The 15,749-nt window shown below is 52.3% G+C and carries 15 protein-coding genes; 3 read left to right on the top strand and 12 right to left on the bottom strand.

What is annotated here, in order from left to right:
- Positions 1-52: 52 nt before the first annotated feature.
- The 11 genes from ACR0I8_RS21095 to ACR0I8_RS21145 all read right to left on the bottom strand — a co-directional run bounded on the left by ACR0I8_RS21095 (position 53) and on the right by ACR0I8_RS21145 (position 10,362).
- Positions 53-745 (bottom strand): sugar transferase, encoded by a 693-nt coding sequence (locus tag ACR0I8_RS21095; RefSeq protein ID WP_170380746.1) that lies wholly within the window; start codon positions 743-745, stop codon positions 53-55.
- Positions 746-1,213: 468 nt separating this feature from the next.
- Positions 1,214-2,083 carry a glucose-1-phosphate thymidylyltransferase RfbA gene (gene rfbA / locus ACR0I8_RS21100; RefSeq protein ID WP_170692478.1) on the bottom strand — a complete coding sequence of 290 codons (870 nt, stop codon included), beginning with the start codon at positions 2,081-2,083 and terminating at the stop codon, positions 1,214-1,216.
- A gap of 11 nt (positions 2,084-2,094) precedes the next feature.
- Positions 2,095-2,964: a dTDP-4-dehydrorhamnose reductase gene (gene rfbD / locus ACR0I8_RS21105; RefSeq protein WP_170692475.1), complete on the bottom strand. Its 870-nt coding sequence runs from the start codon at positions 2,962-2,964 to the stop codon at positions 2,095-2,097.
- Positions 2,961-4,001: a dTDP-glucose 4,6-dehydratase gene (gene rfbB, locus ACR0I8_RS21110; protein ID WP_170692471.1), complete on the bottom strand. Its 1,041-nt coding sequence runs from the start codon at positions 3,999-4,001 to the stop codon at positions 2,961-2,963. The genes rfbD and rfbB overlap by 4 nt, the downstream gene beginning before the upstream one ends.
- Positions 3,998-4,567, bottom strand: a complete 570-nt coding sequence (rfbC, locus tag ACR0I8_RS21115) for a dTDP-4-dehydrorhamnose 3,5-epimerase (protein WP_170380754.1) — start codon at positions 4,565-4,567, stop codon at positions 3,998-4,000. Before rfbC ends, rfbB begins: the two co-directional genes overlap by 4 nt.
- A 515-nt stretch (positions 4,568-5,082) precedes the next feature.
- Positions 5,083-5,925, bottom strand: a complete 843-nt coding sequence (locus ACR0I8_RS21120) for a glycosyltransferase family 2 protein (RefSeq protein WP_170380756.1) — start codon at positions 5,923-5,925, stop codon at positions 5,083-5,085.
- 4 nt (positions 5,926-5,929) lie between these two features.
- Positions 5,930-6,325, bottom strand: coding sequence for a GtrA family protein (locus ACR0I8_RS21125; RefSeq protein ID WP_170692468.1), 396 nt, complete (start codon positions 6,323-6,325; stop codon positions 5,930-5,932).
- A 4-nt stretch (positions 6,326-6,329) separates the two neighbouring features.
- The gene (locus ACR0I8_RS21130) at positions 6,330-7,505 is read right to left on the bottom strand and encodes an FAD-dependent oxidoreductase (RefSeq protein ID WP_170692464.1); all 1,176 of its coding nucleotides are present in this window, start codon (positions 7,503-7,505) and stop codon (positions 6,330-6,332) included.
- Positions 7,502-8,554, bottom strand: a complete 1,053-nt coding sequence (locus ACR0I8_RS21135) for a hypothetical protein (RefSeq protein ID WP_170380762.1) — start codon at positions 8,552-8,554, stop codon at positions 7,502-7,504. Before ACR0I8_RS21135 ends, ACR0I8_RS21130 begins: the two co-directional genes overlap by 4 nt.
- Positions 8,551-9,393, bottom strand: a complete 843-nt coding sequence (locus tag ACR0I8_RS21140; RefSeq protein WP_170380764.1) for a sugar phosphate isomerase/epimerase family protein — start codon at positions 9,391-9,393, stop codon at positions 8,551-8,553. The genes ACR0I8_RS21135 and ACR0I8_RS21140 overlap by 4 nt, the downstream gene beginning before the upstream one ends.
- A gap of 3 nt (positions 9,394-9,396) precedes the next feature.
- Positions 9,397-10,362 (bottom strand): NAD-dependent epimerase/dehydratase family protein, encoded by a 966-nt coding sequence (locus ACR0I8_RS21145; protein ID WP_170692461.1) that lies wholly within the window; start codon positions 10,360-10,362, stop codon positions 9,397-9,399.
- 856 nt (positions 10,363-11,218) lie between these two features.
- Here ACR0I8_RS21145 and ACR0I8_RS21150 point away from each other — a divergent pair.
- The 3 genes from ACR0I8_RS21150 to ACR0I8_RS21160 are packed head-to-tail and all read left to right on the top strand — an operon-like array spanning position 11,219 to position 14,519.
- A complete protein-coding gene (locus ACR0I8_RS21150) occupies positions 11,219-12,115 on the top strand; it encodes an AAA family ATPase (protein ID WP_170692458.1) in 897 nt (298 codons plus the stop codon).
- Complete coding sequence (locus tag ACR0I8_RS21155; RefSeq protein WP_170692456.1) at positions 12,112-13,668, top strand: Wzz/FepE/Etk N-terminal domain-containing protein; 1,557 nt, start codon at positions 12,112-12,114, stop codon at positions 13,666-13,668. Before ACR0I8_RS21150 ends, ACR0I8_RS21155 begins: the two co-directional genes overlap by 4 nt.
- A 14-nt stretch (positions 13,669-13,682) precedes the next feature.
- Positions 13,683-14,519, top strand: a complete 837-nt coding sequence (locus ACR0I8_RS21160) for a CpsD/CapB family tyrosine-protein kinase (protein WP_170692453.1) — start codon at positions 13,683-13,685, stop codon at positions 14,517-14,519.
- A 101-nt stretch (positions 14,520-14,620) separates the two neighbouring features.
- On the opposite strand, the gene ACR0I8_RS21165 is transcribed toward ACR0I8_RS21160, so the two are convergent.
- Positions 14,621-15,229, bottom strand: coding sequence for a WecB/TagA/CpsF family glycosyltransferase (locus ACR0I8_RS21165; protein ID WP_480703606.1), 609 nt, complete (start codon positions 15,227-15,229; stop codon positions 14,621-14,623).
- Between the last annotated feature and the right edge of the window lie 520 nt (positions 15,230-15,749).

Raw genomic sequence — 15,749 nt, forward strand, 5'->3', positions numbered from 1 at the left:
GGCAAGCCATTTACTGACGCGATTCAACTCCGCTGCAGTTGAGAGTATTCGCTCAGATGCCCGTGGCGCGTACGACTACACCAACCGTCGAATACAGAATACCCAGATCGGTTTTGAAGTTTAGATTGTCGGCGTATGAGGTGTCGAACTCGGCGCGGCTTGCGAAGGAGCTGGAATTGCGCTTGGACACCTGCCAAGATCCGGTCATGCCGGGACGCAGGGTGAAATATGCTACGCCCGGATACAGCTCTTGCTGTTCAGGAAGCATCGGGCGCGGTCCGACCAGGCTCATTTCACCCATCAGTACGTTCCACAACTGCGGCAGTTCGTCCAGAGAAGTCTTGCGAAGGGCATGACCGAACGGCGTGATTCGGGGGTCATTCTGCAGCTTTTGGGTTTCGTCCCATTCCCGCCGTGCAGCAGGGTTCTCCGCCAAATAGTCTTCGAGCAAGGACTGCGCGTTAGGAACCATAGAGCGCAGTTTCCACATCTTGAAGACTTTTCCACCCCGACCAACACGGTATTGAGCGTAGAACGGGTTTGATCCGTCTCGTGCAACCAGAAGCGCGAGAACCATTACAGCCGGCGCCACGATTGGTAGAGCCACCAACACAAGGGCCAAATCTATCAGGCGTTTGAATGTGTTGCGATAGGGTTGAGCGGCGTTTACCGAGGCTCTGCCGGCCTCAACAACTGAACCGCATGTACCGGTGTCGGCGCGAAAGTTCGTATCCTGAATAGACATTTCAACCTTTAACCTTAAGCCAAATCTGGCTTCACCATTTACGAGGTAACACAAGGGGACCAAAAAATTCCCCAGCACACGAGCTACCCTAGACAAGACCTAACACGAAACTGTGCCTCTAGTACGTGAACTAGTTTATACAGCTACAAATAACTTCTCAAAGAGTGAATCGGGCCTGTTCGACATTTTTTCGCCGCATTCGCCGCACAATTAAGCACATTCTCGGGCATTGTTCTCTCTATCGGAAACGGGATCAATTCTGAGTTGAACTTCAAGTCTTCGCTGAGCCTATACGTGGCGGGCCAATGAGTTTCAGTTGCTATGCAAAAACGAGATCGTGTTTTCGAGGTCGAATCGCCCATTTTTTAGTCGCGTATCGAAAGCACGCGAACACCATATGCTTTTTGGTAAAACAGAAGTGAGTTGATGCCAGCCGAAACGACGCCGCCGTCGTCTTTGCTTTCGTTCCTAACTCAAAAGCAGTTCGAGATATGCGCCATAGGTAGATTTTGCAAAGAGCTTCGCGCGATCGGCTAAAGCGTCATCACTGATCCAGCCATTTGCCCAAGCGATTTCATCCAGACTCCCGGTTTGCATACCTTGCCGGTCAGTTAAAGTGCGGACGAAATTACCCGCATCCAAAAGTGACCCGTGGGTGCCAGTGTCCAGCCATGCAAAGCCGCGACCCATCGTTTTTACATCCAAACGCCCTTCGACCAGGTAAGCTTCAAGTAGCGACGTAATTTCAAGTTCGCCGCGAGCAGATGGTTGCACCTTGCGGGCGCGGGCAGGTGCTTCTGAATCGAGGAAATAAAGCCCGGTAACTGCATAATGCGAAGGCGGCACGCTGGGCTTCTCGATGATGGCGCGTGCTTTGTTGTTGTCGTCGAAATCGACTACGCCATAGCGCTCCGGGTCGGTCACCCGATACGCGAAAACGGTGCCACCTGCGTCTAGCGCGTCAGCAGATCGCAAGAGGTCGGGCAAACCATGACCGAAGAAAATGTTATCTCCCAGGATCATCGCCGATGGTGCACCTGCCAGAAACTCTTCGGCAAGGATGTAGGCTTGCGCCAAGCCATCCGGCGAAGGCTGCGTCAACCATGTCAGGGAAAGACCGTATTGGCTGCCATCGCCCAAAAGGCGTTGGAACTGTTCTTGGTCCTGCGGAGTCGTGATGATCGCAATCTCTCGGATATTCGACAACATCAGAACACTGAGCGGATAGAAGATCATCGGTTTGTCATAAATGGGCAAAAGCTGCTTTGAAACGGCAATGGTGGTTGGATAAAGCCGAGTGCCCGATCCACCGGCAAGGATAATGCCTTTGCGTTGCATAGTTCGTCCTTTCAAAACCTACCGCCTGCCACTTCCAAGTCGGCCAAAACTTGGGTCAGGCCGGTTTTCCAATTGGGCTGAGAAATGCCGTAGATATCCTTGATCAGCGAACAATCGAGGCGTGAATTCAATGGTCTTTTGGCCGGGTTGGGGTAGTCCACGGTCGGGATATCTTCGATCTGAGCGGTTAATCCCGCCTGCGAAACCACTTCGCGCGCAAAATCTGCCCAGCTGACGCTTGGGGCGCCGGAATAGTGTAAGATGCCGCCTTCAGTCGTGCGCGCTTTCGCGGCGATCAAAAGAAGAGCCTCGGCAATATCCGCGGCAGGTGTTGGTCCTCCGATCTGGTCCGCAACGACAGTAAGTCTGTCATGAGTCTCGGCCAACCGAAGGATAGTTTTAACGAAGTTCTTTCCGTGCGACGAAAACACCCAACTGGTCCGTAGAACTGCGTACCAACCTCCGGTTTCGGCAATTTGGCGTTCTCCGTCGAGTTTGGTGCGGCCATACACCCCAAGTGGCCCGGTGGGGTCGGACACAGACCTGGGTGCCTCGCCGGATCCGTCAAAAACATAATCGGTGGAGAGGTGGAGAAACGGCAGACCGCACTCGGCTGACGCCTGCGCCATAGCACCCGGCGCGTCTCCATTGGCCAACTGAGCCAGCTCCGGTTCGTCTTCGGCTTGATCCACCGCAGTATAAGCGGCAGCATTGATGATCACTTCAGCATTTGTGCCTCGGACTGCTTCCGCGCACGCTGCAGGATTGTACAAATCAACCTGAGATCGATCCAAGGCTTCAAGGATAATGCCCTGTCGGCGCGCGTGCCTTCGGAGTTCAGTCGCTACTTGACCTCCATGGCCAAAGACCAATGCTTTCATTGCGCAATACCGAGCCGTTCACCCACGCCGCTGCGGGCCTGCAATGCACTTAGCCAAGCGCTATTGTCCAAGTACCAGCGTACGGTTTGTTCAAGGCCCTTTTCGGGTGTGTAGGACGGGCTCCATTTTAGCTCTTCTCGCATGCGTGTGGGATCGATGGCATACCGACGGTCATGCCCTGGGCGGTCGGCAACAAATTTGATCTGGTCAGCGTAAGGAGTTGTGTGTGGTTTCAATCGGTCGAGAATAGCGCAGAGCATTCTTACCAAGTCGAGATTGGTCATCTCATTCTCTCCGCCAATGTTGTAGCTGCGCCCAATCGCACCTTTTTCAAGAACCAATAGCAGCGCTTCGGCGTGGTCCTCGACATGCAGCCAGTCTCGAATGTTATCCCCAGCGCCATAAATGGGAATGGGCTTTCCCGACAGCGCGCTCAGGATTACCACGGGGACTAGTTTTTCCGGAAACTGATAGGGGCCGTAGTTGTTAGAGCAATTGGTCAGCACGACGGGCAATCCAAAGGTTTCGTGCCAGGCTCGGACAAGATGATCAGAGCTCGCCTTTGAAGCTGAATATGGTGAGTTAGGCCGATAGGGACTGTCTTCGGTGAAAAAACCTGTCTCACCCAAGGAACCAAAAACCTCATCGGTAGAGATGTGGTGAAAACGGAAGCTCTCGGGACGGCCTGCAGTCACCCAAAAATCGCGTGCCGCCTCAAGCAGCACGTAGGTCCCGGTCACATTGGTTTCGATAAAAGCGGCGGGACCATCGATGGAACGGTCCACATGGCTCTCGGCCGCAAGGTGCATTATCGCAGATGGATTATGCTTGCGCAGAATGCCAGACATAGCTTCGGAGTCGCGAATATCGGCATGTTCAAAAGTGTAATCTGTTGAGTCAGCTACTTCAGCTACATTATCGAGGCAGGACGCATAGGTCAGAGCGTCGACATTCACTACGGAATGGCCGTCAGCAATTGCACGCCGTATCACAGCAGAGCCGATAAAGCCTGCGCCGCCCGTGACTAAAATCTTCATAAAACATCCTCGAACCTGAACGGGGAATCAAAATCTCTCAATAGCAGGGCTCTGATATCTTTATCGGATATTTTGATTTCCGCCACGTCGAGGGGCCAATTAATTCCAATATCAGGATCATCCCACCGTATGGCGCCCTCTGTTTCCGGAGCGTAGGTATTTGAACACTTGTATACGATCTCGGTGTCAGGCTCCAATGTCATGAAACCATGGGCAAAACCCTCGGGAACCAATAGCATCTGTCCATTGTCAAAGCTGAGTTCTGCGCCGACCCATCTGCCAAAAGTGGGGGAACCTTTGCGGATATCTACGGCCACGTCGAACAACCGGCCCCGCCCGCAGCGCACAAGTTTCGCCTGAGCCATTGGCGGCGCCTGAAAATGTAGTCCGCGTACAGTTCCAACAGTTCCTGACAGGGAATGGTTGTCCTGTACGAAAACTGTTTCGATCCCATGGCTGACAAAGCTCTCCAAGTTATAAGTTTCTTCGAAAAAACCGCGATCATCGCCAAATCGCCGAGGTGTGATCATCTTTATATCAGGAATACCAAGAGGCTTTATGTCCATGGATTTTAATCTCTCCTTTTGCGCGCCGGCTCATCACTCGGCAACGCTCAGACAGTTGTTTGTATCACATAAGCCTTTGTCAATGAACCGAAAAATGAACCGACTGTTCAGATGTCAGCTAGGACGAGAGACTAAGAGTTTGCTCTGGCAGAAAATCCCAATTGATTTCATCGATCCGAGATTTGGCCTTCGGTCGTTTGATGGCTGCCTGGATGCTTATGATTGTGCTCGCAAATTGGACACGCCGAGCGGACTCACACATTTTGAATATATCTGCAAATTCTGGACATCATTGAACGATCGTTTCGTCTTAAACCCAGCTCATCGGACGCTTGGGCTGAACACCTAGCGGAGCCCAAGAAATATCTTTAGGCGATACTCACCGCCTAAACATATGGCGAGATTTTACATTCGTTTGACCGCATTCAGGAATTGTTCAGATGTATGTAACAGGCCATGGCGGTGGGCCTTATGACATTTCCATTCAAGACAGTCTTGTTTTAGGCATCGTTTGGTCAGTCTTTAGGTGAAAATGAACCCAGTGCAGCTGCAAGTGTTTGTTTGAGGATCTTCATCTTGCCGGAAAATCCCGCGATCTTGGTCGGGGTTTTACCGCTCCGAGGATAGCTGCGCGATACCGGCACCTCTGTGACGCGTAGACCAAGTTGGCCTGCGCGCACACTCAGGTAGAACAGGAGCTCGTACGCGTCGAACACGTCTCGGAATGGCTGCACGGCGGGGTGCATCAGAAATCGAGCGGAATAGCCGCGATAGCCGTTTGTAGTATCAGTCAGCTTTGTGCCCGACGCGAGGCTGAGAACTGGAGCGTGAATCATCCGGTTGGCCATAGTGCGCTCAAGCGGTGTGTTTTCGTGAGCACCATCCGTGTGATAGCGTGAGCCCTGTACATAGTCGTAACCGTTGGACAATTTTTCCAAAAACAGAGGTATGGCCTCCATCCCGTCCTTCCCGTTGCCATCAACGGTAACTATACCTTCATACCCTTGCCGCAATGCCCAGGCGTAAGCCATTCGAAGCTGCGCGCTGAGCTTTCCGGGTCCTGTTTTCGTCAGACGCGCACGAACGCCGACCTCTCTTAGAAAATCGGCTTCTATAGAGCCATCGGTCGAGCCTCCATCGGCAATAATAATATCTATCGGGTGGTTCAGAGCGGCGAGGTTGCGTAACTGACCTTGAATCCGCTGCCCCTCATTCAGGACAGGTATCACGAGGGCGAATTTGTGCTGCTTCGAACCTAAGTCCAAAACATTAAACTCTGGAACCTGCCAATTTGTGTCGTCACAGGAGGGAAATGAATGCATGTCTTCGCTTGCCTCGGTATTTGTATCGGAGTGCATCCAATCATTCTCCAGATGTTGACTGCGGCCGGTCGCTGCGCTGAAAAACCCAGTGTTTTGAGAGTAAGAAATTGATGGTGAACGACACGCCGACGGCCAGACACAGTATGATCATGGGTGCAGTTTGCGCGGGAAGAATGGCAGCGAGGCTCCAAACAGCAGCCGCCCGAACCGCCATTGTGATAACAAGAGCCCCAAGATAACGCAGTTGCCGCGATCCAGCACCTTTGGCTTTTTGACCTGCAAAAGCCCAAAGATCGAGTACGATAAAATTGAAGAGTGCACCGCAGGCAACACCAATTATGGCAGACAGTTCAAGTGGTACGCCAAACGCCAGAGCGCTTCGTGCGGCAGTCAGATCGACGACCAAGCCGAGCGCCACGGTGGCGCCGTATCGCAAGAAGTCATGCCGACGCCGTGACATGTATGTCTGAGCCCGTAAGGATGTATCTGAAATCGGCATATTTTAAGGCATCATGCCGCGCCCTTAAATGGGAAAACAGGTCATAAATATTGTCGATCTTGCCGCCCAGAACGGATGTGACCCGTCCACCTGGTGGCTCTTCGTGCACCAGGATAGGGCGCCCGTCATCGACTTCATTCTTCACGAGCACGGTTTTGACGTCGTAGATTGACTCGCCACTCGTAATTTGACCAACGCATGGCAAATAACGCGCGGCGTCCAAAACCATGTGTCTGAAGCGGCTTTCGAGTTCAATTTGGTCGAATGCTTTATACGGTGAAACCGAAGTAGCTTGATCCGTCCAGCTTACGTGCGGGGTATAGCGAACGTGCGTTAACGAGTATTTGCCCGCTGCCGGGTAGGGCATTAGGGAAAAAAACGGTCCATCCATCACCGTGACGGCATAATTCTGCATTTCGTCCGGCGGATCAACGAGAGCGAGCTCGGTCATCTCATGTTTGAGTCTTGCCAGCGGCAACCCGGAGTCCCTTAAAACATGGTTGATCTGCGCATAGGTGACGTTAAAGACATGATCAGCAAGGACTTCACTGCCGTCTGAAAGGTGAACGATCGCGGCCTCGGCATCGGGGTTGTCATCGATCGATACCACCTCGGTTCCTAATCTCAGATCGAGGTTGAAAGCATCAATTTGCGCCATCAGTTGATTTGCCAAAACGGAATAGTCAAACGCGAACTCGTCTGCGCGAAACACCGCCTCGATCCGGTCGTCGTCGAACATTGCAGCTTCTTGACGCGACGCCAACGCGATTGGAGCCTTCATGTTTTCAAACATCTTGCGAAATCGATTGGCAGATACTTTGGACCGCTGACGCGCCACCGCATAGAGCATCTGGAAGTCCGAAACGATTGCGTCGGGAAAATCTGTTGCAAAGCGCTGGCACAGCTTACGCGATTTTAGTGCGGTTAGCATTGAGCGCGGGTAGTGGAATCCGGAATGCAAGCGCGCCTGATTGACCCGTGATGCGCGAGTCATAATCTCCGCGCTTGCCTCTACCAAGGTCACATCCTGCGTTGTAGAGCGTAAGAATAGAGCCAAGCAACAGCCATAGAATCCACCACCGATCACCAGGTACTTAACGCGTCGCGGAGATGTCACGGTGCACCTCCAGCCGTCTGCTTATGGACCAGTTTCGAGTCTGGCGTGACGTCTCGCCGATCTTCCAAGCTTTCGGTGCCATCCGTGTCGACATTCAGCGCGTTTGACACGCTTTCAAACAGATCAACGGAGCTTCGCTCAGCCACCAGATAGTCGATTGTTCGGCCGCGCATGATTTCCATCGCTTTGCGCAGGGTGACACAAATCGCAAACAACGCGGCACCCAAAAAGGCGAGCATCCCTGAGATTGATAGCGAAAGGGTGGTCCAGCCTTCCGCAATATCGGTTTTGGTCAGATAGATAATCACCACATAGACTGCAAAGAATACTGCACTGACAAACATGAATGCTGAGAACAAGGCCACTGCGCTGAGCAGTGATGGTCCCGCTTCAGTCACCATTCGCAACATCAGATCGGACCGGCTGGCCATGCGTCCTGACCAGGTAGGCTCATGCACTTTTGATGCGCCTTTGACATCAGGTGTTCGCCTCAGCACCGTCAGAGAATTGTCCCGTGGCGGAAATCGCAAGGCAAGAACCGGGTTCGCATCGTTCAGCAGCCGATTAAGAACGGTACGCGGGATCGCAGTGGTCTGCATGTCACGAGTGCTGGCGTGAAACCCGCTGGCGCGGCCAAGAAGGGCAATAAATGGCTCGGCCAAAAAAGTGGCTTTGCGTTGTCCAAGGATTACGGCATTGCGATCCTGTGCGTCATCAATCATTGCGGGAATATCGAAGCTTGTGACCTCATTTACCGAAGTAATGACCACAAAGTCTCCAATCGCTTCAGAAGCCGCAATCACACGGCGCTGGCTGTTGTCCAGCCCGCGCACAACCGAAAGATATCGTACGTTCGGTACGGCAACGAGTGCTTCTTCCAAAGCAGCATCGTAATCGGTTTCGTTGACGACAAGAATCTCCCAGTAACGGTAGTGCTTTTTCAACAGATCTGCTGTTGCAGCGATCCGTGGAACTGCGGCGTCAGGGGCGTGTGCGTCTGTGAAACACACAGATACAAGAATGTCATCGCGCAGTGTTGGACCGCTCATCGGGCCTCTCCGGCTAGGCGACGCGCCTCAAGCAAATTTTCCAGCGCCGAGTCCAAACCGGCCAGACCATCTTGCGGTTGGCGCATCTCAATTGAAACAGCGTGCTGATATTCTAGCGTGTCCAGAGTTTGCAACACCTTCGCGGCGTCCTGCGGGTTTGCTGGCGCAGGTGACAAAAACGGCTCACTGATATGGACATGGTTCAGAACTGGACCCGCCGCGATCAACTGATCCATCACCTGATCAAATGTGTCAGTTAGCAGCGTCGCACCAACATCGAAATTAAGCATAATCGCAGCATGATTAGCACGTTTGACGAAAGCAAGAGTTTCATCAGGCGTTGTTAGGAAATTGGTGCCATATTCCGCTGGGTTGCACTCCATCGCGATTTTTGTACCTGCAACAGCAGCAGCATCGGCCAGCGGTGTCAGGATTTCGATGGCTTTGTCGATTGCTGCGTTTGGCTCCATTTCCGACGGTCGCTGTCGTTGTTTGGGCGATCCCAAGACAAGATTTGGGATTCCAAGCCGACCTGCCAACTTTATGGCTCGCATCAATCCCTGTTCAAAAGCAGCCCTCTCATAGGCGTCACCGAACAGTTCAGCCCCTTCGACGCCGAACAGTAGCGATTGCATCGAAACCAGTGACAGCCCAAAACGATCCAGTTCATTCTGGACCAATGCGATCTCCGCCTCGGTTGGGTCAAAAGGATCATCAGCCATGCTGAATAACAGTCCCGGGGCGATTTCCAGCCCAGTGATCCCTGCTGCCTGAAGTTTGGCATATGCTTTAAGGCGATCACTTGCAGACCATGCGATATTCGAAACGGCGTACTTCATGACCTAGACTTCTACAGTGGCATTGAAAAACGCGGTTAGGGCGGCCATGACATCATCTGCACTGCGATTGTAGTGGCCGTTTTGGCCAAAAAGCTCTGCGTGTTGGGTACGCATATCCTCTTTGTGAATCTTTCCTGCGGTTTCAGGCATCTCGTTCTGCAGAAGAGTGCGATAAACATCGGACGCTTTGATTGGTTCTGGTGCAAGATGTAAAACGTCCAGCCCGGCATCCAATGCGAGATCAATGTCCCCTTTCAAACGATCCATTTCATAGAATTGATAGGTTGTCTCGCGATTGTGGAACATTACCGCGTTAATTCCGAGATTATCTGCCTCGGCAGTCAGCGCTGCTCGTTCCGGCAGTTTTGCCAGCGCCGCGCGATCGATCACATACATCCCGAGCGCATCACTGCTCGAGTAGATACTGTCCAAGGCCGGAACCAAAGAAGCTGGAAGTTGGTTTGCAAGCTTTTCATAACCGGTGGTATTCAGCATTGTTGGCATGGGGTTTATCAAATCGAAGATGAAGTTTTTCATCAAACCGGGCCCAAACAGAGCGGGTAGGCGAACGATCAAACACCGAGGGAAATGAGCCTGACAGGCTTGTTCCAGCCTTCTCCGATTGACGCCATAAGCAACGGTTTCCTGAAAACTCGAAGCGGCCTCGGTATACCCTCCATCGAAGCGGTCGAGTACGGCGATGGTCGAAATCAATACAAATCTGCTCGCCTGCATTCGCGAAAGCGAGGCGATCAGAGCGTCGATGCGTTCAGCGTCGCGATCCGGATACTTATTGGCTTCAAACATCGAGCCGGGTGCCGCAGCACAGTAAAGCGTTTCAAATCGCTGATCTTCGGTGTGCTTCACGGTGCGCGAGTTAAATCCGCTTGCATCAGGGAGCGCACGCGCAAGAGTAGACCCAACAAACCCGGACTGTCCCAAAATACCAATATCTGATCGTGGCGCCATGGTCAGATATTCTCCAATCGGCTTCTTACTCGTTACTAATACCGCGGGCGAGCCGCGGCGTCACAAAATATATCAGCACCCAGCAGTCTAAAGCCGGTCTGCTGGCAGGCCGACGGGTACTGCACACGGCGCCCTTCAATCACTTGAGCAACCTCATATTTGGAGTACGCTCCGGTTCGGCTTCTGTCAAAGAGAAACAGTTCAGCTTGATGCGGGATTGCCGAACGGACCGGTCTCGGAGTTTGCGAATCTAGTTAAGTACAAGTAAAATGCAGCTTTTATTTACGCTTTATGTAGTCTGATCCGCACCATTTGACCCTTTAATAATCACCGCAAAAAGGGGCGATTGTTTCCATTTTGCATTTTTAGATTGTAGAGTTGCTAGGTTTTTCTACATGCCTTCCGTAGTTGGCGAGGCGTCTGTTTCAGCTGCATCAATGTCTCATTTTGCCTCTTTGGCGCGTGATCATCGTGGTCAAAACGCGGCTGAAACTTTCACGCTTCGGTGGTGCCTCCAAAACATATCCAAGTCTCAATGAGAATGAAAACAATGGGTTGAACGTCCACCTTGCTTAAGCTCAGCTTGCGATATGCTGAGAAGCATAGAAATATCGCCAAGTTTGCTGGAGAACCGGGTTTCAGACAGGCCATACCCCATAACGGGTGTAAGATAATTGATTGCGTTGCCCCGGAAGCACCTTAAATTGTGGCCTAGGTCACATGCGGTTGCTACGAAATGCCCTAAACGTGAACAGGGTAGTTTGGTATACTGCGATGACAAGACTGAAATCCCTTGTCAGGATTAGGATACCCGAGTGTCCGAAGATGGCATTGCGATTAATATGAGTATGAGGATTTGAATATTCATTCCAACGATACACCAGGCGGCAGCGAAAGCTCGCTTGATATCTACACCGCTCATTTCGGGTTAAACGAGCGACCGTTTTCGTTGCTGCCGGACCCAGACTTCATTTTCTGGTCGCAAGCGCATCTGCAGGCGTACACGATGCTCGAATACGGTATCCTGACACGCGCTCCGATAACATTGATTACAGGCGACGTTGGAGCCGGCAAGACAACATTGTTGTACCATCTACTGAAAAGTGTGGGCAATGACGTAAAGATTGGTCTGATCTCAAATGCGCATGGAGACCGTGGCGAATTGTTGCGCTGGGTATTGATGGCGCTTGATCAACCGGCCCCTACAGAGGCCACATATGTTGACCTGTTTGCCATGTTCCAGTCTCATCTAATCGAGGAATACGCTCAAGGTCACCGCGTGATCCTGATATTTGATGAGGCGCAGAACTTAACGCCAGAATCGCTGGAAGAGCTCCGGATGTTCACCAACATCAATGCGAACAAAGACGAACTACTGCAATTGGTGTTGGTTGGTCAGCCCGAATTGCAGGAAATCGTCCGCCGCCCCGAGTTGCGTCAGTTTGCGCAGCGCGTTGCCTCCAGTTTTCATTTGAAGGCGATGGATAGGAAAACGGTACGAAAATATGTAGCACACAGGCTTAGTGTTGCTGGGGCCGAGCGCAACTTTTTCAGCCCCGCCGCGACGGACCTGATTTACGAGGCGACACAGGGAGTACCGCGTTTGGTCAATCAGCTTTGCGACTTGTCGATGGTGTATGCCTCTACCCGCGGACGCCAGCGCGTCGTGCGGAAAACGGTCGAAATGGTTCTTGAAGATGGCGCCTTTTTTGCCGCGAGCTTGCATTCAGATAGCGGTGGTTCAAGTTCATGATCAGGGACATCCAATTCTACCTTTCTTTGGTTTGGCGCAGGCTCTATTTCATCGTTCCCATTATTGCGTTTTGTACGCTTGGTGCGGTCTATGCAGCGTTTACGCTGCCACCCGTGTACAAGGCGCAGTCGCGACTGGTTGTAGAATCTGCTCAAATTCCGGGCGATCTTGCATCGACCACCGTACAGGCGAGTGTCGTGGAAATTCTCCAAGTCATCCAGCAGCGGGTTCTGGCGCGATCCAATTTGCTAGACTTGTCGAGCCGTTTTGCGCTGCATGATGACCAGCCGGAACTGACTCCTGATGAGATAGTCTGGGATATGCAAGAGCGAATTGAGCTTGAAATACCCTATAATACTCTGAACCAGGCGGCGTTCGTGACGGTGTCGTTTGCATCGGCCGATGCTGAAGTTTCAGCTATGGTTACCAATGAATTGGTCGCGCAGATACTCAGGGAAAACGTTGCGATGCGCACAGGTGTCGCAGCGCAGACGCTGGAATTCTTTGTTCAGGAGGTGGCGCGACTGGATGGTGAGATGGCAGAGCAAGGTCGCAAGATCCTTGAGTTCAAGGAAGCCCATCAAGACGCATTACCAGAAAGTCTGAACTACAGCCGTGAGCGTCAGTCTTCGTTGCAGGAACGGATGCTTCAGCTGGATCGCGAATTGTCGGGTCTACGCGACCGCCGTGCTCGGCTTGTTGAGGTCTACGAACGGACTGGGCGTTCAGATTTGGCTGGAGAGAGCCTGACACCCGAACAGCGCCGCCTAAGGCAATTACAGGACGAACGTGCTTCGGCTTTGGTTATCTATTCATCTGATCATCCGCGCATTCGGTCACTGGATGGTCAGATAGCGGCATTGGAGGCAGCCAATATCCAGTTGGGTCTTGGCACCGAGACAGCGCCCAACTTCACACCATTTGATCTGCAGGTCTCGGACATTGATGGGCAGATCGATTTTATCGAGACTCAAAAGGCGGATGTCGATGCAGAGTTGGAATCACTGGCGCGGTCCATCGAGGCGACTCCAACCAATGCAATCGCTCTGGGTACTCTCGAACGGGATTATGACAATCTGCGTTTGCAATACACTCAGGCGACTGCCAGCCTTGCCGAAGCCCGTACAGGCGATCAAATCGAAACCCAGTCTCGTGGTCAGCGCATCACTGTAGCAGAGAATGCCGTAGTACCGACCATTCCCGCAGAACCCAGCCGAAAAAAGATCGTAGCGATGGGTATTGCAGCTGGATTCGCGATCGCGGGAGGATTGTTTGTTTTGCTGGAGATTCTCAATTCAACCGTGCGCAGACCGGCAGATATCTCTTCTCGTTTTGATGTGCCTGTGTTTGGGACTGTGCCGTATTTATGGACTAAACGAGAGATTGCTGTTCGGCGAGCCATGATTGTAGCAGGTCTGAGCCTCCCAATTGTTGGAGTGGTTGCAGCTTTGTACTTAGTTCACCTATATTATCTACCACTTGATCTTGTTCTCGAGAAAGTAGCCGAAAAGCTAGGCGCGACGGATTTGCTTGATCGGTTGAAACTGGGATAACGGGATCCACGGTTATGGAACGTATTCAGTCTGCCATTCAAAAAGCCCGAGAAGCGCGGCGTGTGTCGGCTTCCGACGAAATCGCTCCGAAGCCTGCAGGCGCTACCGTGGAAGCTCTGCAACCCGAGAATCCGGCTGTTCCGCTCGTTGATAAGCTGTGGGCGGACTTGCCTGAGTACGATCTAAAGCCCAGCCAATTGAAGCGGGCCCGAGTCTCTGGTTACGAGGCGTCCGCAGATTCTGCGTCATTTGATGTTTTGCGCACACGTATGATGCATCAGATGGCTAGTAACAATTGGCGTCGGGTTGCGATCACTTCACCAGGGTCCGCCTGCGGAAAGACTACTTTGAGTCTGAATCTGGCGTTCAGTATCGCGCGCCAGAGAAATATCCGGTCGATGTTGGTCGATTTGGACCTGCGACGTCCATCAGCTCACAAACTTCTGGGTACAAGCAAATGCAATTTTGCCAACGCTTTGGAAGGCCAAAGCCAGCCCGAGGACCACATGGTCTGTTACGATCGGAAGCTGGCTTTTGCTTTGAACAGCGATTCGGTAGCGAACTCCGCCGAACTGCTGCAGGACAAAGACGCTGCTCACGTTATTGATCGGATTGAAGAGCGGTATCAGCCAGACATCATGATTTTTGACACTTCCCCTATGCTCGCTTGCGACGACACATATGCATTTCTCGATCAGATTGATTGCGTTTTGTTAGTGGCCGCGGCCGAAGATACTTCCGCTGATGAACTGGAGAAGTGCAAGGACGAGATCGCTGGGCGCTGCAATCTGCTGGGTGTGGTCCTGAACAAATGCCGCTACCTCGAGAAACTGGATAAATACGGCTACTGACTGCTGTTCCCGGATCCGGCGCCTGATGAAAACACAGATCAGGAATTGCGCGGGCGCCGAAAATTCAGTCAAGGCCTTTGAAACGCCGTTTCATGCGGTGATCAACGTGCCAAGCGTACGCGCAAAGCCTGAAAGAATAGTTTGGGCAAAATCGCGAGACACCGAGCATATCTGCCCGCAAGACGCTTCGGGTTGTTGGCCATGCGCCAAACCCATTCCAGCGAAAGCTTTCGTACCCAGGACGGTGCGCGGGTTTGACTGCCTGCTATGAAATCCAGGCCTGCCCCAATTGAGACGAATCCGCAGGACGGCACAATTTGAGCACCCCGTGCCGCCAGAATTTCCTGTTTCGGCGCTCCTAGCGCCAGGAAACAAAGGCGTGCCCCAGATGATTGGATGGTATCAAAGTAGGTGGCGACCTCAGGCCCATTGGTATCCAACCCATAAGGCGGCGCGATTTTCGCAACAACGCGAAGCCCTGGATTGTCTTTCTCCAGCAGATCCGCCGCCCGGTCCAATGTGTACTGTGTTGCCCCTAAAAGCGCGACAGGTACGCCATGTTGCGCAGCCAACTTTGCCAGCGGCGCGATCAGGTCTGAGCCGGGGATCAATTCGATTGGGCGCCCCGCAAGCCGCGAAAGATACACAACTGGGTTTCCGTCAGCTACCACATGGCTGTGCGAAATATAGGCCGACCGAAAATCGGGCATCTCACGCATTTTTACGATGTGGTCCAGGTTTAAGGTTGCCAGGGTAAAGCCCCGCCCATGATTCCAGCAGTCACTCACGCTCGCAAAAAGCGATGCCTTCGTGGGCTGGCTGATCAGCGAAAGAAACTCGGGCCCTTGTGCCAATTGATGCGAAGCGATGTCAGTCTCGGAATTCACAAAACTATTCCACTACTTAATAACCAATACCCTTTGATGGCTCAGCAAAGCGGAATTGTCTATCGTTGGCTGCGTCCTTACGAGAACAACAAAAAAGACGAACAACACAGCAGTGCGCTTGCATGCCTTTGCTTTTACCCTTGCTCCAGCCCCGGGTTTAGAGCGAAAACAGTCGGAAATTGTTCCAAATCAGCAATCTTCTCGCTTACCGGGTGCTTCGGTTTCGATCGTATACGAAATTTCATTAAAAAACCGATGAAATTTGGAGCGAATTGAGGTCGGGAATGGGGCGAAAATGCAAAAAAACCATGATTTCACTTAGAAACTCGGCGGAAATCTGGAC

This window comes from Ruegeria sp. BG9 (genome assembly GCF_056538305.1).

What these genes read in the sequence shown, in the direction of transcription:
- ACR0I8_RS21155 (WP_170692456.1), top strand. Translation starts at nt 12,112, where the DNA reads ATGATCAGGGACATCCAATTCTACCTTTCTTTGGTTTGGCGCAGGCTC.
- ACR0I8_RS21095 (WP_170380746.1), bottom strand. Translation starts at nt 745, where the DNA reads ATGTCTATTCAGGATACGAACTTTCGCGCCGACACCGGTACATGCGGT.
- rfbB (WP_170692471.1), bottom strand. Translation starts at nt 4,001, where the DNA reads ATGAAGATTTTAGTCACGGGCGGCGCAGGCTTTATCGGCTCTGCTGTG.
- ACR0I8_RS21160 (WP_170692453.1), top strand. Translation starts at nt 13,683, where the DNA reads ATGGAACGTATTCAGTCTGCCATTCAAAAAGCCCGAGAAGCGCGGCGT.
- ACR0I8_RS21145 (WP_170692461.1), bottom strand. Translation starts at nt 10,362, where the DNA reads ATGGCGCCACGATCAGATATTGGTATTTTGGGACAGTCCGGGTTTGTT.
- rfbA (WP_170692478.1), bottom strand. Translation starts at nt 2,083, where the DNA reads ATGCAACGCAAAGGCATTATCCTTGCCGGTGGATCGGGCACTCGGCTT.
- rfbD (WP_170692475.1), bottom strand. Translation starts at nt 2,964, where the DNA reads ATGAAAGCATTGGTCTTTGGCCATGGAGGTCAAGTAGCGACTGAACTC.
- rfbC (WP_170380754.1), bottom strand. Translation starts at nt 4,567, where the DNA reads ATGGACATAAAGCCTCTTGGTATTCCTGATATAAAGATGATCACACCT.
- ACR0I8_RS21120 (WP_170380756.1), bottom strand. Translation starts at nt 5,925, where the DNA reads ATGCACTCCGATACAAATACCGAGGCAAGCGAAGACATGCATTCATTT.
- ACR0I8_RS21140 (WP_170380764.1), bottom strand. Translation starts at nt 9,393, where the DNA reads ATGAAGTACGCCGTTTCGAATATCGCATGGTCTGCAAGTGATCGCCTT.
- ACR0I8_RS21135 (WP_170380762.1), bottom strand. Translation starts at nt 8,554, where the DNA reads ATGAGCGGTCCAACACTGCGCGATGACATTCTTGTATCTGTGTGTTTC.
- ACR0I8_RS21165 (WP_480703606.1), bottom strand. Translation starts at nt 15,229, where the DNA reads ATGCCCGATTTTCGGTCGGCCTATATTTCGCACAGCCATGTGGTAGCT.